Genomic DNA, 22,170 nt, shown 5'->3' on the forward strand with positions numbered 1-22,170 from the left:
GCGTCATGTTAACGCCTGGCTAAAGCGGCGACCAGCTTCTTCACGCGTTTGGGGGAGGAAGCCAGGCTTCGGTGAAGTCAAACCAGCCGCGAGTGTTAAGGCGTATGCCGTTGACGCCCGGAGGCGCGCTGATTTGATACTGGTAGTTAAAGAGCGGCGTCAGGACGGCTGTCTCCATTAACCGGCTGAATATAGCCTGAAGTCCTGCGTGTCGGTCACGTTCGTCGGCCTGCGTCTGCACCGCATCCAGCGTGGCCTGCAAATGGGCGTATGCCGGTGCGCTCAGCAGATGCGGCCAGAGCGCATCGCAGCGGAGCCACTGCTCAAGCGTGTACGCTGGCGCTTCGCCAATCAGTCTGTCTCCCATCATGATGTCTGCATCGGCAAGCTGCTGGCACCCGTCCCACGTTTTGGCGTCGTGAAAGATGACGGTCAGTTCACAACCCTGCCGCGCAAGGTATGCTTTTAACTGGCTGGCCATGGTGTGAAGCTCAACCGGCAGGTGGTAGACGAGCGTCAATGCCTCTGGCAGCGCAACGTCGGTTAAATCAGGCCATTGGGGGATCGCCCAGCCGGGAAGCAGTTCCTCGGTAGGGGTGATGAGCCCTTCGTTCAGGGGAAGCGTGTGCAGCAGCGTTGAGAGATGAATGATATTAATCAGCCGCTTTGCCTGAAGTTCGCTCAGACGTGGGCTCTGTTTCAGCGTGAGGTAGCAGAAACCCAGACTGGTGCTGTTACTCACCAGCCGCAGGCTGGCCAGCTCGTCGGCCTCGCCAATGGCGATTTGCACCGGGTGGCGACAGCTGGTGCCCAGACTGTAGTCAAAAAGCTGGGGCGTGATCCAGTACTCGATAGCCTTAAGCAACGGATGGCCAAGGTGATACTGCTCGTGGCTTTCCAGACGCACCAGTTCAGGCTCAAAAACGCTCAGTCGAAAGGGACCGCTGCCCACCACGGGGTAATCGGGATGCGCCAGACGGCTACAGTAGGTTGCCAGCCTGTGCGCCAGCCAGTAGTCAGGTTGATGGAGAATAAACGTCAGGCACTGCGGATGCGTGGTTTCGATACGTAAGACGCTGCGGAAAAGCGTGCCCATGCCGGGCTGCGATAACAGCGCCGTCAGGCTTTTCCGGAGCTGTGCCGTCTCTATTTTATCGCCGTTATGCCAGTGCAGGGTGGAGCGAATGTAGAAATGCCAGCGCAGGCCGTCAGCGGAGATTTCCCAGTGATGCGCCAGATCGCCCGTGGGTTCACTGCTGTTACCATTAAAACGCGTCAAACCAGAGAATACCTGTCCCGCCAGATGCTGCTCCGCCCGGCCAGGGAGAAACCCTGGCTGGAGCGGCTCCAGCGAGCGATAGTAGGGAATACGCAGCGTCGGCGTATCGTTCTGCCACTGCCCGCCCATAAACGGATGCAGCAGCGATCGCAAATCTTCAGGCGCGAGCTGGGCCAGCTCCAGCGCGTTGTGCTGCTGTCCACTTTTCAGGGCCTCTTCCATCATCGTATTACGCAACGAGTCCGGGGTGACGTGAAAGCGTAATTCCCCACGCTTACCTCGTCCGGAGCGGGCGTGCCAGCTTAGCCAGCCCGCCTCCTGCGCCTGGCGCAGCAGGGTGCGAACATGTCGCTCGCTGCAAAAGCAGCGGCTGGCAAGTTCACTGATGGTAACCTGCTGCGGTGCGCCGGCGGAGGGGTGCCACAGACGCTGATACTGGTTAAGACGATTAAGCTGGCGCATGAAAAACCCGGAACAATAATTATCATCTATTCACTATTACTTCCGTATATCTCACGTAATACTGATGCACAAGTTAACCGCATCACATTTCGGGAGTAATTATGGCTCGGCTCGCTGCATTTGATATGGACGGCACGCTGTTAATGCCGGATCACCGTTTAGGGGAGAAAACCCTGAACACACTTAAGCGCCTGCGCGAGCGTGAAGTCACCCTGACGTTTGCCACTGGTCGTCATGTTCTCGAGATGCGCCATCTGCTGGGAACATTTGCCCTCGATGCGTTCCTGATCACCGGCAACGGGACGCGCATTCACTCCGTCGACGGCAATATGCTGCACCGTCAGGATCTGAATCCGGAAGTGGCGGACATTGTCCTGCACAGCACCTGGGATACGCAGGCCAGCGTGCATGTTTTTAATGATGAAGGCTGGTTTACCGGGCGTGAGATCCCGGCCTTGCTGCACGCTCACGTTTACAGCGGCTTTAAATATCAGCTTATCGATTTGCGCCGCATTCCGGCACACAAGGTGACCAAGATCTGCTTCTGCGGCGATCACGACGATCTCTGCCGCCTGCGTATTCAGCTTAACGAGGCGCTGGGCGACCGGGCGCACCTGACCTTCTCGGCGGTGGACTGCCTTGAAGTGCTGCCGGTGGGCTGTAACAAAGGATCTGCGCTGGCGGTGCTGAGCGATCATCTGGGGCTGACGATGCAGGACTGTATGGCCTTTGGTGACGCCATGAACGACCACGAGATGCTGAGCAGCGTGGGTCGTGGACTGATTATGGGGAACGCGATGCCGCAACTTATCGCCGCGCTCCCGCATTTACCGGTTATCGGACACTGTCGTAACGAAGCGGTGTCCCATTTTTTGACGCATTGGCTGGACAAAAATAACCTCCCATATTCCCCCGAATAGTGAGACCCTTCCAGCAAGCCAGGCTAAAGCCTGGCTTTTTTTTATTTCACCAGCTGTGAAATCTGCGCTTTCCACGGTTCTACATCGCCAATATTGGCCTGTACCCATTCTGCGTTGTAATAGGTGTCCAGGTAGCGCTCCCCGCTGTCGCACAGCAGCGTGACGACAGAGCCGGTACGGCCTTCTTCGCGCATCCTCGCGGCCAGCTGTAGCGCGCCCCACATATTGGTGCCGGTGGAAGCCCCGACTTTACGGCCAAGCTGTGTCTCCAGCCAGTGCGCCGTCGCGACGCTGGCGGCGTCCGGCACGCGGAGCATCTCATCCACAACGTCCGGAATGAACGAGGGTTCGACGCGCGGGCGACCAATCCCTTCGATCTTGCTCCCCACGGGGCTGCGCAGGCTGGCATCGCGGGATTGCCAGTAATCGAGGAACACCGAGTTTTGCGGGTCAACCACCATCAGCTGCGTATCATAACCCTGACAGCGGATATAACGTCCGATGGTGGCGGAGGTTCCGCCCGTGCCCGCGCTCATGACAATGTAAGAGGGAACAGGATGCGGCTCGTGGGTCATCTGGCGGAAAATGCTGTCCGCAATGTTATTATTGCCGCGCCAGTCGGTGGCGCGCTCGGCGAAGGTAAACTGGTCCATATAGTGACCATTCAGTTCGCGGGCCAGCATTTCGGAGGCCGCATAGATTTCGCAGGCGCTTTCCACAAAGTGGCAGCGTCCGCCGTAAAATTCGATCTGTTCGACTTTACGTTTCGCCGTGCAGGAGGGCATCACGGCGATAAACGGGAGGCCCAGCAGGCGGGCAAAGTAGGCTTCGGAGACGGCAGTTGATCCGGACGACGATTCAATAATCGTGGTGCCTTCTTTGATCCAGCCGTTACATAAACCGTATAAAAAGAGTGAACGCGCCAGGCGATGCTTCAGGCTGCCGGTAGGATGGGTGCTTTCATCCTTCAGGTAAAGCTGAATGCCGGGAAATCCAGGCAGAGGCAGGCGGATCAAGTGGGTGTCTGCCGAGCGCTGATAGTCGGCATTTATTTCGCTGATGGCATGTTTAACCCAGGTGCTATTCATCGTAGTTATCCGTTTGTCATTTTGTGCCCAGCATAGCGAAAAGCACAGAAAAAATTGTTGCTATCTGACCTTTAAAATAGAATGTAAGGAGAATAATTTTCTCTTCGAGGTGGCTATGTTAGATAAAATTGATCGTAAGCTGCTTTCTTTGCTGCAAAGCGACTGCACCCTCTCTTTGCAGGCGCTGGCAGATGCCGTTAATCTGACCACCACACCGTGCTGGAAGCGCCTCAAGAAGCTGGAAGATGATGGCATTCTGCTGGGACGCGTGGCGTTGCTGGATCCCGAAAAACTGGGGCTTGGACTGACCGCCTTCGTCCTGATAAAAACGCAGCATCACAGTAGCGAATGGTACTGCCGCTTCGTCACCCAGGTTTCCGACATGCCCGAAGTGCTCGGCTTCTGGCGCATGGCGGGGGAATACGACTATCTGATGCGCGTTCAGGTGGCAGACATGAAGCGCTACGATGATTTCTACAAGCGGCTGGTCAATAGCGTACCAGGCTTGTCCGATGTCACCTCCAGTTTCGCCATGGAACAGATTAAATACACCACAGCGTTACCCATTGAATAACTTCTTAAAATACCTTCAGGAAAAGACCGCGTGCGATTATTTGCCCAATTAAGCTGGTACTTTCGTCGGGAGTGGCAACGCTACCTCGGCGCGGTGGCCCTGCTTATTATCATTGCCATTCTGCAACTAATCCCGCCCAAAGTGGTGGGTTACGTCGTGGATGGCGTTACGGAACAACATTACACCGCCGCACGGGTGATGATGTGGGGCGGTACGCTGGTGCTGACGGCCGTGGTGGTTTACCTGCTGCGTTATGTCTGGCGCGTGCTGCTGTTCGGCGCGTCCTATCAGCTTGCCGTTGAGCTGCGCGAGGACTTTTACCGCCAGCTGAGCCGCCAGCACCCTGAGTTTTATCTGCGTCACCGTACCGGGGATCTCATCGCCCGCGCCACTAACGATGTAGACCGCGTGGTGTTTGCCGCCGGTGAAGGGGTGCTAACGCTGGTGGATTCCCTGGTGATGGGCTGTGCGGTACTGATTGTGATGTCTACGCAAATTAGCTGGGAGCTCACGCTGCTGGCGCTGCTGCCGATGCCGCTGATGGCGCTGGCAATTAACCGCTACGGCGAGCAGCTCCATGAACGCTTTAAGCTGGCGCAGGCGGCGTTCTCGTCGCTGAACGATCGCACCCAGGAGAGCATGACCAGCATCCGCATGATTAAAGCGTTTGGTCTGGAAGACCGCCAGTCCGCGCTGTTTGCCGCCGACGCCGCCGATACCGGCGCGAAAAACATGCGCGTGGCGCGTATTGATGCCCGTTTCGATCCGACAATTTATATTGCGATTGGCATGGCGAACCTGCTGGCAGTGGGCGGCGGCAGCTGGATGGTGGTGCAAGGCACGATGACCCTCGGGCAGTTAACCAGCTTTGCGATGTACCTTGGGCTGATGATCTGGCCGATGCTGGCGCTGGCCTGGATGTTTAATATCGTTGAACGCGGGAGCGCCGCTTACAGCCGTATCCGCGCCATGCTGGCGGAAGTGCCGGTCGTGAACGATGGCAGCGAGCCGGTATCGGAAGGTCCGGGTATTCTCAAGGCTGATATCCGCGCCTTTATCTACCCGCAAACGGAACATCCGGTGCTTGAGAACGTCAGTTTCACGCTGCGTCCTGGTCAGATGCTGGGCATCTGTGGCCCGACGGGTTCCGGTAAAAGCACCATTCTGTCACTGATTCAGCGCCATTTTGACGTGAGCGAAGGCGATATCCGTTTCCACGACGTCCCTCTGCCACGTCTGCTGCTGGATGACTGGCGCAGCCGCCTGGCGGTCGTCAGCCAGACGCCGTTTTTGTTTTCAGACACCATTGCCAACAATATCGCGCTCGGGTGTCCGACGGCGACACAGGACCAGATCGAGCACGTGGCGCGTCTGGCCAGCGTCCACGAGGATATTCTGCGCCTGCCGCAGGGCTACGACACGGAAGTGGGTGAGCGGGGCGTTATGCTCTCCGGCGGACAAAAACAGCGTATCTCTATTGCCCGCGCGCTGCTGCTGGACGCTGAGATCCTGATACTGGATGATGCGCTGTCCGCGGTTGACGGGCGTACTGAACATCAAATTTTGCATAACCTTCGCCAGTGGGGAGAGGGGCGCACGGTCATCATCAGCGCGCACCGTCTGTCGGCCCTTACCGAAGCCAGTGAAATTCTGGTGCTTCAGCACGGGCATATTGCTCAGCGTGGTCAGCATGAGCAGCTCGCCGGGCAGACCGGATGGTATCGGGATATGTACCGCTATCAACAGCTTGAAGCCGCGCTGGATGAGGAGGTCGCCGATGCGTAAGTTTGGACAGATGTGGCCGACGTTAAAACGGCTGCTGGCCTATGGCTCGCCGTGGCGCAAACCGCTTTCCATCGCCGTGCTGTTGCTGTGGATCGCCGCGATTGCGGAGGTGACCGGTCCGCTGCTTATCAGTTATTTCATCGACAATATGGTGGCGAAAAACTATCTGCCGCTGGGGCTGGTGGCGGGGCTGGGCGTGGCGTATGTCGGCCTACAGCTGACGGCGGCGGGGCTGCACTATGCGCAGTCGCTGCTGTTTAACCGGGCCGCCGTGGGCGTGGTCCAGCAGCTTCGCACGGATGTGATGGATGCCGCGCTGCGCCAGCCGCTGAGCGAGTTTGATACTCAGCCGGTCGGGCAGGTTATTTCGCGCGTCACCAATGACACCGAGGTGATCCGCGACCTCTATGTAACCGTTGTCGCAACGGTTCTGCGCAGTGCCGCGTTAATTGGCGCGATGCTGGTGGCGATGTTCAGCCTGGACTGGCGTATGGCGCTGGTGGCGATCGCTATTTTCCCGGCGGTGCTGATTGTGATGGTAATTTACCAGCGCTACAGCACGCCGATTGTTCGTCGCGTGCGCGCTTACCTCGCAGATATCAATGATGGCTTCAACGAAGTGATCAACGGCATGAGCGTTATCCAGCAGTTTCGCCAGCAGGCGCGTTTTGGCGAGCGAATGGGAGAAGCCAGCCGCTCGCATTATATGGCGCGGATGCAGACGTTACGGCTGGATGGCTTCCTGTTACGCCCGCTGCTGAGCCTCTTCTCTGCGCTGGTGCTGTGCGGGCTGTTGATGCTGTTTGGCCTGACGACGCGCGGAACCATCGAGGTGGGGGTACTGTACGCATTTATCAGCTACCTTGGACGCCTTAACGAACCGCTGATTGAACTCACCACGCAGCAATCGATGCTGCAACAGGCAGTGGTCGCGGGCGAACGTGTATTCGAGCTGATGGACAGGCCGCGTCAGACCTATGGCGATGACGAACGCCCGCTGGAAAGTGGATCCATAGCGTTTGATCATGTCTCGTTTGCCTACCGCGACGACCAGCTTGTCTTGCAGGATATCAACCTCGAGGTACCGTCGCGCGGTTTTGTCGCCCTGGTTGGGCATACCGGTAGCGGCAAAAGCACGCTCGCCAGTTTGCTGATGGGCTACTATCCGTTGACGCAAGGGGAGATCCGTCTGGACGGACGGCCGCTTGCCGCGCTTAGCCACAACGCGTTACGTAAGGGCGTCGCGATGGTGCAGCAGGATCCGGTGGTACTGGCGGATACCTTTTATGCCAACGTGACGCTGGGACGACCTTTCACGCCTGAGCAGGTATGGGAGGTGCTGGAAACGGTACAGCTTGCGGATCTGGCGCGCGGGTTAAGCGAGGGGATCCATACCCGGCTGGGTGAGCAGGGCAATAATCTCTCGGTCGGGCAAAAGCAACTTCTTGCGCTGGCGCGCGTGCTGATTGAGACGCCACAGGTGTTAATTCTGGATGAAGCGACCGCAAGCATTGACTCCGGTACCGAGCAGGCGATCCAGCAGGCGCTGGCTGCCGTGCGGGATCGCACTACGCTGGTGGTAATCGCCCACCGCCTCTCAACCATCGTCGATGCCGATACCATTCTGGTGCTGCACCGTGGCCAGGCCGTTGAACGGGGGACGCACAGAGCGCTGCTTGAGGCAAAAGGACGCTACTGGCAGATGTATCAGTTGCAGCTGGCAGGCGACGAACTGGCCGCCAGCGCGCGCGAGGAAGAGTCACTCAGCGCCTGATGCACCATAACAAGGCAATGCGCTAACAGATTTAACCGTTGGTGCAAAACTGAAACGCACCCTGCACTGCCATGGTGCGTTTTTTTTCGCCTCTTCCCGGCGCATCCGCGCCGCGGCGCTTTCCTCCTCACCTTTCACTTCTGGCACACCCTTTGCAATATCCCTTTCGTGTTAGCTGCGGCCATTACCGAATTCTGACTGGAGGGGATATATGAAGCTGGTTACGGTGGTAATCAAACCATTCAAACTCGAAGACGTGCGTGAAGCGCTGTCTTCCATGGGTATTCAGGGACTGACTGTCACCGAAGTGAAAGGCTTTGGGCGTCAGAAAGGTCATGCCGAGCTTTATCGCGGGGCGGAATACAGCGTTAACTTCCTGCCAAAAGTGAAGATTGATGTGGCGATTGCCGACGATCAGCTTGATGAGGTGATTGATGTCGTCAGCAAAGCAGCCTACACCGGAAAAATTGGCGACGGCAAAATTTTCGTTGCCGAACTACAGCGCGTCATTCGCATCCGTACCGGCGAATCTGACGAAGCGGCGTTGTAAGTAACTCCTGGCACACAGTGATAGGGATCGAGAAAATGAAGAAAGCAACAATGAAAACAGGTCTGGGTTCGCTGGCACTGCTGCCGGGCCTGGCAATGGCTGCACCTGCTGTGGCAGACAAAGCCGATAACGCCTTTATGATGATTTGCACCGCGCTGGTGCTGTTCATGACGATTCCGGGGATCGCGCTGTTTTACGGCGGCCTGATCCGCGGCAAGAACGTACTCTCCATGCTGACGCAGGTTGCCGTCACGTTCGCGCTGGTGTGTGTGCTGTGGGTGGTTTACGGTTACTCGCTGGCCTTCGGGGAGGGCAACGCCTTCTTCGGCAACGTTAACTGGGCGATGCTGAAAAATATCGAACTGACCGCGGTGATGGGCAGTTTTTATCAGTATATTCATGTCGCGTTCCAGGGCTCATTCGCCTGCATCACCGTGGGGCTGATTGTGGGCGCGCTGGCTGAGCGTATCCGCTTCTCTGCGGTACTGATTTTCGTGGTGGTCTGGCTGACGCTCTCCTATATCCCGATTGCGCATATGGTCTGGGGAGGTGGTCTGTTGGCTTCCCATGGCGCGCTGGACTTTGCGGGCGGTACCGTTGTGCACATCAACGCCGCGGTAGCAGGTCTGGTAGGCGCATACCTGATTGGTAAGCGCGTGGGCTTCGGGAAGGAAGCATTTAAGCCGCACAATCTGCCGATGGTCTTTACCGGCACCGCCATCCTCTATTTTGGCTGGTTCGGCTTCAACGCAGGTTCAGCCAGCGCCGCTAACGAAATCGCCGCGCTGGCCTTCGTGAATACCGTTGTGGCAACCGCCGGCGCTATCCTCTCATGGGTATTTGGCGAGTGGGCCGTTCGCGGCAAGCCATCGCTGCTGGGTGCCTGTTCCGGGGCGATTGCCGGTCTGGTAGGTATTACGCCAGCGTGCGGTTACGTGGGCGTGGGCGGTGCGCTGCTGATCGGTATCGTCGCAGGACTGGCGGGGCTGTGGGGCGTTACCGCACTGAAACGTGTTCTGCGCGTTGACGATCCGTGTGATGTATTCGGCGTACACGGTGTGTGCGGCATCGTCGGCTGTATCATGACCGGTATCTTTGCTGCCCAATCTCTGGGCGGTGTGGGTTACGCAGAAGGCGTGACCATGATGCATCAGGTGCTGGTACAGCTGGAAAGCATCGCGATCACCGTTGTCTGGTCCGGTGTTGTGGCCTTTATCGGTTACAAGCTGGCTGATATGACCGTTGGGCTGCGCGTGCCGGAAGAGCAGGAGCGCGAAGGCCTGGACGTCAACAGCCACGGCGAGAATGCCTATAACGCATAATTTGAGTGCCTTGCCGGGCGGCGGCTTCGCCTTACCCGGCCTGAAAAAGCACAATTCGCAGGCCCGGTGAGCGCAGCGCCACCGGGCTTTTTACATCACCCGCGATTACGCATCACACCTTCCTGCACGGTAGAAGCCACCAGCACGCCATCCTGAGTGTAAAACTCCCCACGTACAAAGCCGCGCGCGCTGGACGCAGAGGTACTTTCCACGCTGTAAAGCAGCCATTCGTTCATATCGAATGGACGGTGGAACCACATGGAATGGTCAATTGTGGCTACCTGCATCCCTTTTTCGAGGAAGCCCACACCGTGCGGCTGTAGCGCAACCGGCAGGAAGTTGAAATCCGACGCATACCCCAGCAGGTACTGATGCACGCGTAAATCTGCGGGTACGCTGCCGTTGGCGCGGATCCACACCTGGCGGGCGGGCTCAGCGGTATGCCCCTTCATTGGGTTATGAAATTCGACCGAGCGGATCTCCAGCGGTTTATCGCACAGAAACTTCTCTTTTACCTGCGGCGGCAGCAGATGCGCGAGAGCGCGGGCAATTTCGGTTTCCGATTTCAGATCGTCCGGCGACGGGGCAGACGGCATCTTTTTTTGATGCTCATAGCCCGGCTCTGGCGCCTGGAACGAGGCGGTCATGTAGAAGATGGGTTTGCCATGCTGGATGGCCGCCACGCGACGGGCGCTGAAGCTTTGACCGTCACGCAGAACTTCCACGTCGTAAACAATCGGTTTAGCGCTGTCACCGGGGCGTAAAAAGTAGCTGTGAAACGAGTGCACCAGACGGTCTGCCGGGACGGTCTCCTTGGCGGCATACAGCGCTTGCCCCACGACCTGGCCGCCAAAAACCTGGCGTAAGCCTAAATCTTCGCTCTGTCCGCGAAATAGCCCTTCTTCTATTTTTTCCAGGTTCAGTAATGTCAGCAGATTGTTCAGTGCCTGACTCATAGTGGTCCTCAATAAACGCCGTGGCGAAAGATACGCTGAGTATAACCCAGAAATGAAAGTGGTCCGATGGGTAGAATAATCTTAATATCCGGACGAAATTAGGCATAAATCCGTGATTTGTGCCACACTTGTATTCGTTATGTGAATAAAACGACATCAGATGGGATCGATCCCGCTGGTGCATTGATGATAAGGAGACTTCAATGAAACTCGTGCCTATGCTCAGTGGTGTAGCAATTGCGGTAGCGTTGTCCGCCTGTGCTGGTAAGAGTGCCGATGTACCGGTGCCAACAGCAAGCGCAAACGGGATTAACACCCTTTCACAGCAAGCTATTCAGCAGCCAAATGTTTCCGGTACGATCTGGATCAAACAGAAGGTTGCGCTGCCGCCGGATGCGGTTTTAACGGTCACGCTGTCTGATGCTTCCCTGGCGGATGCGCCTTCCAAAGTGCTTGCGCAGCGCGCGGTTCGTACAGAGGGTAAACAGGCGCCGTTCAGCTTTGTGCTGCCGTACAACCCGTCTGACGTGCAACCCAATGCGCGTATCCTCCTGAGCGCGGCGGTAACGATCAACGATAAGCTGGTCTTTATCACCGATACCGTGCAGGAAGCGGTCAACAAAGGCGGCACCAAAATCGACCTGACCCTGGTACCGGTGCAGCAAACTGAAGTACCTGTTGCAACGCAGAACAATCAGCCGACTCTGCCTACACCGCCAACACAGCTGTAATTCTCTTTCGCCCTCTCCATGTTGACGGGAGAGGGCGTCAGTACTCCCAGCGATACTTCTGCATATCAATTTGTCCTGCCCCGGACACCTGCACCCCTTCTGAAAGTAAAGCCTGACGCTGGCGCTGCAAGTCTGGCCCGGTGAGGGAAATGGCGCCATGGCGATTGACGACCCGGTGCCACGGTAACGTGCTTCCTTCTGGTAGCCTCCTTAGCACGCCGCCTACCTGACGCGCCGCGCGCGGAGAACCCGCCAGCCGGGCAACTTCCCCATAGGTCGTGACACAGCCTTCCGGGATCGAGGCTACGATTTGCCACACTCGCTGTGGGAAAGTGTCATGTTCGTCCATTGTTTCTCCTGCGGGAAATCAGCGAAGGGTAATGTTATACGAAGATAAAGAAGATTGTCGGGGCAGTTTGCGCAATAATCCAGCATCCGGTTGCTAGCGGCTTGCAATTGAGGTGCTCCACAGGGATAATGCGCCAGCGCGTTGGTTATCAACGCTCTCAATGGGGGCTCTGTTGGTTCTCCCGCAACGCTACTCTGTTCACCAGGTCAGGTCCGGAAGGAAGCAGCCAGGGCAGACGACGTGGGTGCCGGGATGTAGCTGGCAGGGCCCCCACCCATTTGAGCTCCTCTCCAGTCGTTCCCCTGAATAAACCTTCTAAATAATGTGACTATTGTATTTTTTGTAATGCAACCTTCATTTAACTGAAATAATAATGTCATAAACCTGTAATAATAGACTGTCATTTTATTTTTCGATGCCTTTATTCTGTTATAAGCTAAAAAATATATATCTGGATAACAAACTTATCTTCGTGTATTAAATTAAACACGTGTTCCGAAAGGATGTGACAATCATGGTTACTGCGGTTTTAAACGTTAAAATTGATGAAGCGCTAAAAGAAAGACTTCGCCACTATGCGGAAGACAATAATGAGAATTTAAGCGTGACCACAGAGAAACTGCTGCTGCTGGCATTTGAAGCAGTAGAAGAGGCGGGAGTATCGGAAGAGGATGTTGATAATCAGCATACGGAAGAAGAGAGCGTAACTCCATTTACTCCTAAAGAAATCAAAGCACTACGTAAACTTCTGAAGAAGAGAAAATGAAACAACAACTATCGACTGCCAGTGACTACAACGAGGCCTGCAATCTGTTACGTTCCGGCTACGTGAAACATGTTCGTCTTGGCTGGAATGTAGGAAGTGATGAGTTCTTTCGTATTGCGTCTGACTGGTGTGATACCGGTGCAAAAATAAAGAAAGAAGGGGATAATTTCATTATTTCGCTGAAAGGCTTCCCGATTCCACCTCAACATTAAGTTGTTCTTCATGAAAACTGCTGACTGCATGCGATACAGTCAGCAGTTTTTATTGTTTCTGGCGAATAATTTACACCAGGCTCCGTTTTACTGGCGCTACACTTTTATTTAATGCACGCCACAGCGGTTTGATCCGCAATAATGCCTCTTCAAGTTCTGGTGAACTGAGTGAGAAGGGCATACGCAGGTAGCGGTCAAACGCGCCTGATAGTCCAAAACGCGTGCCGGTGCCCATAATGATGCCTGTCGTTTCGGCGCGTGCCGCCAGCTGTGTCGCCAGCATGCCGGGTAATTCAATCCAGTATGAAAGCCCTCCCTCCGCTTCCTGAAACCGCCATTCGGGGAAATGTTCCCGCAGCATCTGGCCGCAGCGGTCGCGCCGTTCTGCCAGCATTTGCCGCCGGGCAGGCAGGAAGGTTGCACTGTTTTCGATAAGCCACAGCGTGGCCAGCTGTTCCAGCACCGGAGAGCCCAGATCCAGCGTGTCGCGCGTTTGCGCGAGGGTGGCGATAGTGCGTGACGAGGCGCGGATCCAGCCGAGACGCAGCCCACCCCAGAAGCTTTTGCCTGCGGAACCCAGCGTCATCACCGTGGCCTCCGGGTTAAAGGCGGCCAGCGGCGGCGGCGGGGGAACATCGAACCAGAGATCGACCATGGTTTCATCCACCACCAGCGTGGTGCGGGTCTGCGCGGCGATGTCGGTTATGGTCTGGCGCGTCACGGCATCCATGCAACGTCCGGTCGGATTATGAAAATCCGGCATCAGATAGGCCAGACGCGGGGCGGTCTGGGCAAGCGTTGCGGCAAAACCGTCGGTATCCCAGCCCGTTTCAGGCAGCGAGACGCCCACGGGCCGGCATAGCGCCCCCTGAATAGCGGCTATCGCCAGCGGGTAGGTGGGATGATCCACCACCACGCGATCCCCGGGACCGGTCATCATTCTTAAGATCAGGGCGAAGCCGCTGACGGCGCCGTTCACCACCATCACTTCGTCTGCCCGGGTGGGCAGACCGCGTGCGGTGTAGCGGGCGGCGATAGCTTCACGCAGCGCCGGAAGCCCAAGCTGATCGTACCCGGTCAGCGCCAGATTCGGCGTGATGGCCGTCAGCGCGTGGGCGTAGGCCTGGTGGATCTCTGGTCCCGCGTTGAGTGCGGCGGTTGAGAGATCCAGCGCCGCGCTGGCAGTAGAAAGCGTGGGCACGGCGCAGCTGTCTGGCAGGATCGCCCGCGAACCGCTGCCGTGACGGCTCTCCAGATAACCCTCTTCCCGCAGATGCGCCAGCGCGCTGCTGATGGTGGTACGACTTACGCTCAGAGCGGCGGCCAGTTCCCGCTCTCCGGGCAGGCGCGTGTTTAACGCCAGCCTGCCATCCAGAATTAACAGGCGTAACGCGTCAGCCAGCTGGCGCCACAGCGGGGTGCGGGAAGAGGCTTGCTGCCAGTGCCCTAACAGGCGTACCAGAGACTGGCTTCCAAAACGACGTGATGACATATGCAGTCCACTATTTGAAAACTGGACATTAATCATAGTGCCATTTTCACCGAAGATGGAACCTGGTTCTTCGGAGAAGAGAAAATGGTACGTCGTCTGGTACAACTTTATGTCGGTTTAGGCCTGTATGGGCTTTCAACCGCGATGTTTATTCGTTCGGATCTGGGTGTCGACCCGTGGGATGTCTTTCACCTTGGCGTCGCCATCCAGACCGGGATGAGTATCGGCACGGTGATTATTTTAACCGGGGCCGCGGTGCTGCTGCTGTGGATCCCGCTGCGTCAGCTGCCGGGACTGGGTACTATCAGTAATGTGATTTGTATTGGTCTGGCGGCCGATGCGTCAATGGCGCTGATCCCTGAGCTCACCTCGCTGCCCGTGCGCATCACCCTGCTGGTTTCCGGCATTGTGGTTAACGCCCTTGCCACCGGGATGTATATCGGCGCGGGTTTTGGCGCAGGCCCGCGCGACGGTCTGATGACCGGCATACATACCCGGCTGGGCTGGTCGATCCGCAGCGTGCGTACCGCGATCGAGGTGACCGTGTTGATCGTCGGCTACCTCCTCGGGGGAGCGTTTGGCGTTGGAACCGTACTGTATGCATTAACCATCGGCCCGCTGATCCAGCTCTGTTTGCCGTGGTTTCGGCAGAGACCGCGCATTCAGAAAGCCGCGCGGCCGGAGCGGATTGTTTAATTTTGCGAAGCGCTCACAGGCTATGATGGCGTAACTGTGTCAGAATAGAGACTTCTCTTTTACGACGCCAGAATGTATGAAAGCGATCACTCTTTATGACGTTGCCCGCGTGGCGGGCGTTTCCTATCAGACCGTTTCCCGGGTGATTAACGACGCAGAACACGTTTCTGCCCGTACGCGGGAAAAGGTCCGGCAGGCCATGGCGGCGCTACACTATGTGCCTAACCGTGGCGCGCAGCAGCTGGCCGGGAAACGTACCCGCACGCTGGGGCTGATGACCAGCGATCTGGCGCTGCATGCGCCGTCGCAAATCGCCTCAGCTGTAAAATCCCGGGCAGTGGAGCAGGGGGCTAGCGTACTCATCTCCATGGTGGAGCAACCCGCGCAGTGTCAGGCTGCTTTGCAGGAATTACTGGCGCAGCGCGTGGAGGCGCTGCTGGTGAACGTTCCGCTGGAAGATGCACAGGCAGAAATGCTTCAGGAAATGGCCTCGCCGACCCCGGTTCTTTTTCTCGATGTTTCCCCCACAGCTCGGGTTAACAGCCTTGTTTTCAATGCCGAACAGGGCGCTGGCCTGGGGGCAGAGCATCTGCTTTCGCTGGGGCACCAGCGAATTGCGCTGCTCGCCGGGCCGGAAAGTTCTGTCTCTGCCCGGGCTCGTCTGGCGGGATGGAAAACCACGCTGGCCCGGGCCGGCGTGGAGGCGTTTGCGGTGGCGCAGGGCGACTGGAGCGCGGCCTCGGGCTATGAGAAAGGGCATCAGCTCCTGGCGGGCGCGCAGCTGCCGGAGGCGATCCTCGTCGCTAACGATCAGATGGCGCTTGGCGTTTTACGCGCCTGTGCGGAAAAAGGCGTTGCGGTACCGGGGCAGATCTCGGTTGTCGGGTTTGATGATACGGCTGACAGCGCGTGGTTTTCACCTCCGCTCACCACCGTTCGGCAGGCGTTCCGCGAGGCCGGTGAGCGCAGCGTGGAGCGGCTGATGGCACCTGCCCATCACGACGAATGCTGGCAGGAACAACTTCCCGTTACGTTGATCGTGCGTCATTCCACCGCGCCGCGCGCCGCACAGCAGGCCGATCGTGAAGATCTGGCGCAACAGCTCAGAACTCTGGCGCTGCTGGCGGAGAAGCTGGCGCGCAGCTAGCACTTTTGTGATCGTGCTCGCCTGGTGACGATCAAAGTCTTTACCGCCACCGTTTACCAGGGCATGTTGGCTAAAATTGTGAGCGCTTCGCAAAGAGGTTGATATGTCTTCTACATTGCCGCTGACCCTCAGCGCACTTCTGGCGCGTCGTGACTGGGAAAACCCGGGCGTGACGCAGTGGAATCGTCTGGCCGCACACGCGCCTTTTCATAGCTGGCGCGATGATACCTTCGCCCGCGAGGATAAGCCTTCGCTGAGCAAGCGTCTGCTTAATGGCGTCTGGCGATTCAGCTTTTTCCCGGCGCCAGAGCAGGTTCCCGAGACATGGTTAACGGACGATCTGGCTGACGCCGTTGAGATGCCCGTGCCGTCGAACTGGCAGATGGAGGGATTTGATACTCCCATCTATACCAACGTCACCTATCCGATAAATGTGAACCCGCCGTATGTTCCGGCTGAAAACCCAACCGGTTGTTACTCGCTCACATTTGATATGGATGACGCCTGGCTGTGCAGCGGGCAAACCCGCATTATTTTTGACGGGGTGAATTCAGCTTTTCATCTGTGGTGTAACGGCCAGTGGGTGGGTTATTCGCAGGACAGCCGTCTGCCTGCGGAGTTCGATCTCAGCGCGGTGCTGCGACCGGGGCAGAACCGTCTGGCGGTGATGGTGTTACGCTGGTGCGACGGAAGCTACCTGGAAGATCAGGACATGTGGCGGATGAGCGGCATTTTCCGCGACGTCTCGCTGCTGCACAAGCCGGAAACGCGAATTGCCGATTATCAGATCGTGACCGATCTGAATGCCGAATGCGATCGGGCGATACTCCGGGTTGACGTTGCGCTGGAAGGCTCACGCTACGCCGAATGCGAGGTGGCGTTTACCCTGTGGCGTAATGGCGAAGCCTGCGCGCAAACCACGCAGCAGCCCGGATCGGCCATCGTGGACGAACGCGGCAGTTGGGCTGAACGGCTTACGGTGGCGATACCCGTGAACGCTCCCGCGCTGTGGAGCGCTGAAACACCGGAATGCTATCGGCTGACAATGTCGCTTCGGGATGCGCAGGGTAACGTGCTGGAGACTGAAGCCTGCGATGTCGGTTTCAGACGCGTCGAAATCAGCAACGGCCTGCTGAAGCTTAACGGCAAACCGCTGCTGATCCGCGGCGTGAACCGTCACGAACATCATCCTGAGAAGGGGCAGGTGATGGATGAGGCGACCATGCGCCGCGACATCGAACTGATGAAGCAGCATAACTTCAACGCCGTGCGCTGCTCGCATTATCCGAACCATCCTCTGTGGTACACGCTTTGCGATCGCTACGGCCTGTACGTGGTCGATGAGGCGAATATTGAAACCCACGGCATGGTGCCGATGAGCCGCCTGGCGGACGATCCGCGCTGGTTGCCTGCCATGAGCGAACGCGTAACGCGTATGGTGCAGCGGGACCGGAATCATCCGTCCATCATCATCTGGTCCCTGGGGAATGAGTCCGGGCATGGGGCGAATCACGATGCGCTGTACCGCTGGCTGAAAACCGCCGATCCCACGCGGCCGGTGCAGTACGAAGGCGGTGGCGCCAGTACGGCCGCTACCGATATTGTCTGCCCGATGTATGCCCGCGTCGATCAGGATCAGCCATTCCCGGCGGTGCCAAAGTGGTCGATTAAAAAGTGGATCGGCATGCCGGACGAAACCCGTCCGCTGATCCTGTGCGAGTATGCTCACGCGATGGGCAACAGCTTTGGCGGCTTTGCCAGCTACTGGCAGGCATTCCGCAGCCATCCCCGGTTGCAGGGCGGATTTGTCTGGGACTGGGTCGATCAGGCGCTGACGAAAAAAGCGGAAGACGGCACGGCATTCTGGGCCTACGGCGGCGATTTTGGCGATAAGCCCAACGACCGTCAGTTCTGCCTCAACGGGCTGGTGTTTCCCGATCGCACTCCGCACCCCGCCCTTTACGAGGCGCAGCGTGCCCAGCAGTTCTTTACCTTTACGCTGGTGAGCACCGTTCCGCTGGTCGTCGAGATCCAGAGCGAATATCTGTTCCGTCATACTGACAACGAATATCTGCGATGGTCGGTGGCGCGTGACGGTGCGGTATTGACCTCCGGCGAAACACCCCTTTCTGTTGCGCCTCAGGAGACGCAGCGCGTTGAGATCCCGCTGCCTGAGCTTGACGCTGAGCCGGGCGAGGTCTGGCTCAACGTGGAGATCGTTCAGCCGCAGGCCACGCCGTGGTCGCCGCCCGGCCACCGTTGTGCCTGGGATCAGTGGCCGCTCCCGGCTCCGCTGTACCTTGCGCCACCGAAAGCAGGCGGAACCCCTCCGCAGCTAACGGTGCAGGACGAGGCGCTGGACATTACTCATCAGCAGCAGCGCTGGCAGTTTAGCCTTCTCACCGGAAACCTGGCCCAGTGGTGGAACGAGGGCGCTGAAACGCTCCGTTCCCCGCTAACGGATAACTTCACCCGCGCGCCGCTGGACAATGACATTGGCGTCAGCGAGGCGACCCGCATCGATCCGAACGCGTGGGTGGAACGCTGGAAAGCGGCAGGGATGTATGGGATGTCCGCGCGCCTCCTCCAGTGTGAAGCGGAGCAGCATGCCCGTGAGGTGGTGGTGACCACGCAGCACGTGTGGGAGCATCAGGGTAAAGCGCTGTTTATCAGCTGCAAGCTCTGGCGGATTGATGACCACGGGGTGCTGCACGGTGATGTGCAGGTGACGGTGGCGTCTGACATTCCTGAGCCCGCTCGCGTGGGCCTGAGCGTTATGCTGGCGGATATCCCGGAAACGGTGCGCTGGCTGGGGCTAGGCCCGCTGGAGAACTATCCGGACAGAAAACTGGCGGCGCAGCAGGGGCGTTGGGCGTTACCGCTGGAAGAGATGCAGACGCCGTATATCTTCCCGACGGAGAACGGTTTGCGCTGCGACACCCGCGAGCTGACGTTTGGCTCCCATCAGTTGCAGGGACAGTTCCATTTCTCCCTGAGCCGTTATAGCCAGCGGCAGCTGCATGAGACAACGCATCAGCACTTGCTGCGGGAAGAGGCTGGCTGCTGGTTGAATCTTGATGCGTTTCACATGGGCGTAGGGGGGGACGACTCATGGAGCCCGAGCGTAGCCCCGGCCTTCATTCTGCAAAACCGCCGGCTGCGCTACACGTTTAGCTGGCAGCAGAACGGCTGAGCCGACACGTGCGGCCACTGCCGTGGCCGCAATGCTTATCTCAGGATCCCGCTTGCGCCGTGAATGCTCATATAAATCCCGACTACCGCGATCAGTGCCGCTGAGATCCACGGCGCCTTGCGCGAAAAGGCGCTAAAGCCGGGCCAGCGCTTCGCCGCATGTTTCATGCTTAATGCGGCAATTGCGCCAGAGGCGACGAGAGTGAGCGCCAGTCCGATACTGAAACTGAACACCAGCGTGGCGCCGAGCGCGAAATGTTTCAGTTGCAGGCAGATCAGCAGCACCGTAATGGAGGCCGGACAGGGGATAAGCCCACCGGTCAGGCCGAATAGCGCGATTTGCCCGGTGGTGACCTCTTTACCGTTGAAGCGTCGGTTAATGTCCTGGGCGTGTGCGCGCTGGTGGGCATCCTGCCACTCCTCTTCAACCAGAGGAGACGTGTGGTCGTGATGATGCGCGTGGTCGTGATGATCATGATGGTGATGATGATCATCATGGTGGTGATGCGGCTGGCTCTCATGCCAGGTTCGCCACGCCATCCACAGGGCGATCAACACGATCAGAACCCCGGAAATCAACTGAAACCAGGGCTCAGAAGTATCTGCATCCCATCCCCGACCAAACCATAATCCCGCCATCGCAATGATCCAGACGACCGCCGTATGAGACAGCGTTGCGGACAACCCAAGCAACACAGCCTGTTTCAGCGTACCGCGGATCGCCACAATGAAAGCCGCCATCATTGTTTTTGAATGGCCTGGCTCAAGGCCATGGAGCGCGCCAAGCAGGATGGCGCTGGGGACAAACAGCCAGGCGTTACCCTGCTGTAGAAGAGAAGAAAAATCGTTCATTGAACATTCCGGGGTGGAAAACATGCCGAGAATACTACTCCCCCCCAGTAGTATAATACTACCCCCCAGTAGAAAAATACCCAGAGGGAGTAGAGCGTGATATGCTTTTTACGCCACCAAAGAGGAGCTAAGCGATGTCACACACAGTTCGTGATAAAAAGAAGTTATTGACCCGCCTGAAAAAAATTCAGGGGCAAAGCGCTGCGCTGGAAAAAATGCTTAACAGCGATCATGAATGCGCCGAGGTGTTACAGCAGCTGGCGGCGATCAGGGGCGCGGTAAACGGTATGATGATGCAAGTGATTGAGGGGCATTTAACCGATCACGTGGTGAAAGAGCCAGAGGAAGCGCAGCGCGAGGCCGATCTCGGGGTCGTGATGCAGGTGATCAAATCGTACCTTAAGTAATGTGCTTCTCCAGGTTGTGCCCGGCCCAGAGAATGAAATCCTCTTTAGGCAGCGCCTTGCTGAAATACCAGCCCTGGCCGTACTGCACGCCGTGGCGATGCAACCATTCGATCTGCCCTTCAGTTTCAATGCCTTCTGCGACCATCGCCAGTTTAAGCGATTTGGCCATTTCGATGATGTGGGGAGTCACGTTCTTGTACTCCAGCGCATCCACAAAGGATTTATCAATCTTCAGGGTATCGACATCCAGATCCTGCAAATAGCTCAGGCTGGAGTAACCCGTGCCAAAATCATCAATGTAGATAGCGTGTCCGGCGCGGCGAAACGCAGCGATGGCAGGCACGCTGACGGCGGGATCGGCAAAGCCGCGCTCGGTTAATTCAAGGGCGATCTGGCGCGGGTGGACGCCCCATTTGTTGAGCAACTGACTCAGCTGGCGAGGCAGCTCGGGGGACGTTAAATCCGATGGCGCAAGGTTGACAGAAATGTGCAGTTCCGGGTGATGATGCAGCCAGGCGCCTAAATCCTCAAACACCTTATTCACCACCAGCTGCGTCAGCGTTGAAATAAGCCCCGTCTGCTCAGCCAGCGGCACAAAGAGATTGGGCGACAGGTGACTGCCATCTGGCTGCGGCCAGCGCATCAGCGCTTCAGCACCCACCAGTTTTCCACTGCACAGCGCTACGATGGGCTGATAGTAAACCTCGATCTCCCGGTTGTTGATTGCGTCGATCAGGCGGTTACGCGGTGACAGCAAACGGCGGAGGATGCGCAGGACAATAAGGGCACCAGCCAGGCTTAGCAAGATGCCAGCCGGTAGCCAGATGATCAGCTGCTGGTGCCACGATTCCGCCAGCGGTTTTAACGACGCCCACGCGATCACCGTAAAACCCAGTTCGGGTACAGGTTTCAACACGTACATCGAGCCGTTGTATTGTACGCGCGTAACGTCCTGCTGCTCCTTAACGACAGAAAGAATATACGGGTCGACAATATTGCTTCTGGCAAATATCCGATGGGTTTCACTGCCCACCAGGGCGGCATCCATCGAAATTTCACCAAACGGGACAACATCCACAAGCGAGGCAGGATCAACCATCACCAGATAATGTCCTTTCCCCAGAACGGCCATATAGCGGTGAATGCCGAGGTCGTTTTGCGAGGTGAGCCACGCGCTATACCCGTCTGCGGTGATCCGCATCGGGGGCGGTAAGATCGCCGTATTAATGGATTGTTCAAGGGATGAGCAGAGCGGCTTCAGGTTATCGATATACATCACTTCCTGAATATAGCGCCATGAGAATTCAACCCGACGCATTTCGCGTAAATGCGGGGGAGTGCAGGGTGGGGCGTGGAATGTCTGTAGGTGCGTGAGCGCCTGTTTTGCCTGCGCAACGACTCTGTCGGTACGGATCAGGACGCGCGAGGCATAGCTGTCCAGAGCGTCCACAAATTTATCCTCTGCCTGACGATGCGCCAGCCAGATACTGAGGCACACAGGGACCAGCACAGAGAAGATCAGTATGCCTGTTACCAGGCTGACCAGATGTCGGGTTCGCATGCTGCTTTATCCTTTCCATATGCCCACCTTGGGCCTGGAGTTTGCGCGCCAGAAG

The 22,170-nt window shown here is 57.5% G+C and carries 20 protein-coding genes and 1 other RNA gene; 14 read left to right on the top strand and 7 right to left on the bottom strand.

Going from position 1 to position 22,170, the window contains the following annotated elements; genetic code table 11:
• Positions 1-40: 40 nt before the first annotated feature.
• Positions 41-1,741 (bottom strand): SgrR family transcriptional regulator, encoded by a 1,701-nt coding sequence (locus tag KTH07_RS02685; RefSeq protein ID WP_015571270.1) that lies wholly within the window; start codon positions 1,739-1,741, stop codon positions 41-43.
• Positions 1,742-1,842: 101 nt separating this feature from the next.
• Here KTH07_RS02685 and cof point away from each other — a divergent pair, with 101 nt between their 5' ends.
• Entirely contained in the window at positions 1,843-2,661 is an 819-nt protein-coding gene (gene cof / locus KTH07_RS02690; RefSeq protein ID WP_017383195.1) for an HMP-PP phosphatase, read from the top strand.
• A gap of 41 nt (positions 2,662-2,702) precedes the next feature.
• Here cof and KTH07_RS02695 read toward each other — a convergent pair whose 3' ends face one another.
• Complete coding sequence (locus KTH07_RS02695; RefSeq protein WP_017694408.1) at positions 2,703-3,749, bottom strand: PLP-dependent cysteine synthase family protein; 1,047 nt, start codon at positions 3,747-3,749, stop codon at positions 2,703-2,705.
• A 115-nt stretch (positions 3,750-3,864) separates the two neighbouring features.
• Here KTH07_RS02695 and KTH07_RS02700 point away from each other — a divergent pair, with 115 nt between their 5' ends.
• The 5 genes from KTH07_RS02700 to amtB all read left to right on the top strand — a co-directional run bounded on the left by KTH07_RS02700 (position 3,865) and on the right by amtB (position 9,754).
• Positions 3,865-4,323 (top strand): Lrp/AsnC family transcriptional regulator, encoded by a 459-nt coding sequence (locus tag KTH07_RS02700; RefSeq protein WP_015571267.1) that lies wholly within the window; start codon positions 3,865-3,867, stop codon positions 4,321-4,323.
• A gap of 30 nt (positions 4,324-4,353) precedes the next feature.
• Positions 4,354-6,108, top strand: coding sequence for a SmdA family multidrug ABC transporter permease/ATP-binding protein (locus tag KTH07_RS02705; RefSeq protein ID WP_023303195.1), 1,755 nt, complete (start codon positions 4,354-4,356; stop codon positions 6,106-6,108).
• A complete protein-coding gene (locus KTH07_RS02710; RefSeq protein WP_015571266.1) occupies positions 6,101-7,882 on the top strand; it encodes a SmdB family multidrug efflux ABC transporter permease/ATP-binding protein in 1,782 nt (593 codons plus the stop codon). The genes KTH07_RS02705 and KTH07_RS02710 overlap by 8 nt, the downstream gene beginning before the upstream one ends.
• Positions 7,883-8,093: 211 nt before the next feature.
• Positions 8,094-8,432, top strand: a complete 339-nt coding sequence (gene glnK / locus KTH07_RS02715; protein WP_006809867.1) for a P-II family nitrogen regulator — start codon at positions 8,094-8,096, stop codon at positions 8,430-8,432.
• A gap of 35 nt (positions 8,433-8,467) precedes the next feature.
• Positions 8,468-9,754 (top strand): ammonium transporter AmtB, encoded by a 1,287-nt coding sequence (gene amtB / locus KTH07_RS02720; protein ID WP_015571265.1) that lies wholly within the window; start codon positions 8,468-8,470, stop codon positions 9,752-9,754.
• A 95-nt stretch (positions 9,755-9,849) separates the two neighbouring features.
• Here the strand turns inward: amtB and tesB are convergent, their stop codons facing one another.
• A complete protein-coding gene (gene tesB, locus KTH07_RS02725) occupies positions 9,850-10,710 on the bottom strand; it encodes an acyl-CoA thioesterase II (RefSeq protein WP_017694406.1) in 861 nt (286 codons plus the stop codon).
• 203 nt (positions 10,711-10,913) lie between these two features.
• On the opposite strand from tesB, the gene KTH07_RS02730 reads away from it, so the two are divergent.
• The gene (locus KTH07_RS02730) at positions 10,914-11,441 is read left to right on the top strand and encodes a YbaY family lipoprotein (protein WP_017383199.1); all 528 of its coding nucleotides are present in this window, start codon (positions 10,914-10,916) and stop codon (positions 11,439-11,441) included.
• Positions 11,442-11,478: 37 nt separating this feature from the next.
• Here the strand turns inward: KTH07_RS02730 and KTH07_RS02735 are convergent, their stop codons facing one another.
• Positions 11,479-11,790: an MGMT family protein gene (locus KTH07_RS02735; RefSeq protein ID WP_003859016.1), complete on the bottom strand. Its 312-nt coding sequence runs from the start codon at positions 11,788-11,790 to the stop codon at positions 11,479-11,481.
• Between the two features lie 170 nt (positions 11,791-11,960).
• On the opposite strand from KTH07_RS02735, the gene ffs reads away from it, so the two are divergent.
• From ffs to KTH07_RS02750, 3 genes are all read left to right on the top strand, one after another.
• Positions 11,961-12,057, top strand: an RNA gene (gene ffs / locus KTH07_RS02740) — signal recognition particle sRNA small type.
• 247 nt (positions 12,058-12,304) lie between these two features.
• Positions 12,305-12,556, top strand: coding sequence for a hypothetical protein (locus tag KTH07_RS02745; RefSeq protein ID WP_006809862.1), 252 nt, complete (start codon positions 12,305-12,307; stop codon positions 12,554-12,556).
• Positions 12,553-12,768 carry a hypothetical protein gene (locus KTH07_RS02750; RefSeq protein ID WP_015571263.1) on the top strand — a complete coding sequence of 72 codons (216 nt, stop codon included), beginning with the start codon at positions 12,553-12,555 and terminating at the stop codon, positions 12,766-12,768. Before KTH07_RS02745 ends, KTH07_RS02750 begins: the two co-directional genes overlap by 4 nt.
• 70 nt (positions 12,769-12,838) lie before the next feature.
• On the opposite strand, the gene KTH07_RS02755 is transcribed toward KTH07_RS02750, so the two are convergent.
• A complete protein-coding gene (locus KTH07_RS02755) occupies positions 12,839-14,260 on the bottom strand; it encodes a PLP-dependent aminotransferase family protein (protein ID WP_017694404.1) in 1,422 nt (473 codons plus the stop codon).
• A gap of 84 nt (positions 14,261-14,344) precedes the next feature.
• Between KTH07_RS02755 and KTH07_RS02760 the strand changes: the two genes are divergently transcribed.
• The 3 genes from KTH07_RS02760 (at position 14,345) to KTH07_RS02770 (ending at position 19,296) form a co-directional block, all read left to right on the top strand.
• The gene (locus tag KTH07_RS02760) at positions 14,345-14,956 is read left to right on the top strand and encodes a YitT family protein (protein WP_017694403.1); all 612 of its coding nucleotides are present in this window, start codon (positions 14,345-14,347) and stop codon (positions 14,954-14,956) included.
• A 76-nt stretch (positions 14,957-15,032) separates the two neighbouring features.
• Positions 15,033-16,103: a LacI family DNA-binding transcriptional regulator gene (locus tag KTH07_RS02765; protein ID WP_017694402.1), complete on the top strand. Its 1,071-nt coding sequence runs from the start codon at positions 15,033-15,035 to the stop codon at positions 16,101-16,103.
• 103 nt (positions 16,104-16,206) lie between these two features.
• The gene (locus KTH07_RS02770; protein WP_217310880.1) at positions 16,207-19,296 is read left to right on the top strand and encodes a beta-galactosidase; all 3,090 of its coding nucleotides are present in this window, start codon (positions 16,207-16,209) and stop codon (positions 19,294-19,296) included.
• A gap of 35 nt (positions 19,297-19,331) precedes the next feature.
• Here the strand turns inward: KTH07_RS02770 and KTH07_RS02775 are convergent, their stop codons facing one another.
• Positions 19,332-20,147 (bottom strand): nickel/cobalt efflux protein RcnA, encoded by an 816-nt coding sequence (locus KTH07_RS02775; protein WP_017694400.1) that lies wholly within the window; start codon positions 20,145-20,147, stop codon positions 19,332-19,334.
• 134 nt (positions 20,148-20,281) lie between these two features.
• Here KTH07_RS02775 and KTH07_RS02780 point away from each other — a divergent pair, with 134 nt between their 5' ends.
• A complete protein-coding gene (locus KTH07_RS02780) occupies positions 20,282-20,554 on the top strand; it encodes a metal-sensing transcriptional repressor (protein ID WP_015571258.1) in 273 nt (90 codons plus the stop codon).
• Here KTH07_RS02780 and KTH07_RS02785 read toward each other — a convergent pair.
• Complete coding sequence (locus tag KTH07_RS02785; RefSeq protein ID WP_032620145.1) at positions 20,547-22,115, bottom strand: EAL domain-containing protein; 1,569 nt, start codon at positions 22,113-22,115, stop codon at positions 20,547-20,549. The genes KTH07_RS02780 and KTH07_RS02785 overlap by 8 nt on opposite strands.
• Positions 22,116-22,170: the final 55 nt, after the last annotated feature.

Origin of the sequence: Enterobacter cloacae complex sp. ECL72 (assembly GCF_019056635.1) — a bacterium.
GTDB lineage: Bacteria > Pseudomonadota > Gammaproteobacteria > Enterobacterales > Enterobacteriaceae > Enterobacter > Enterobacter hormaechei_C.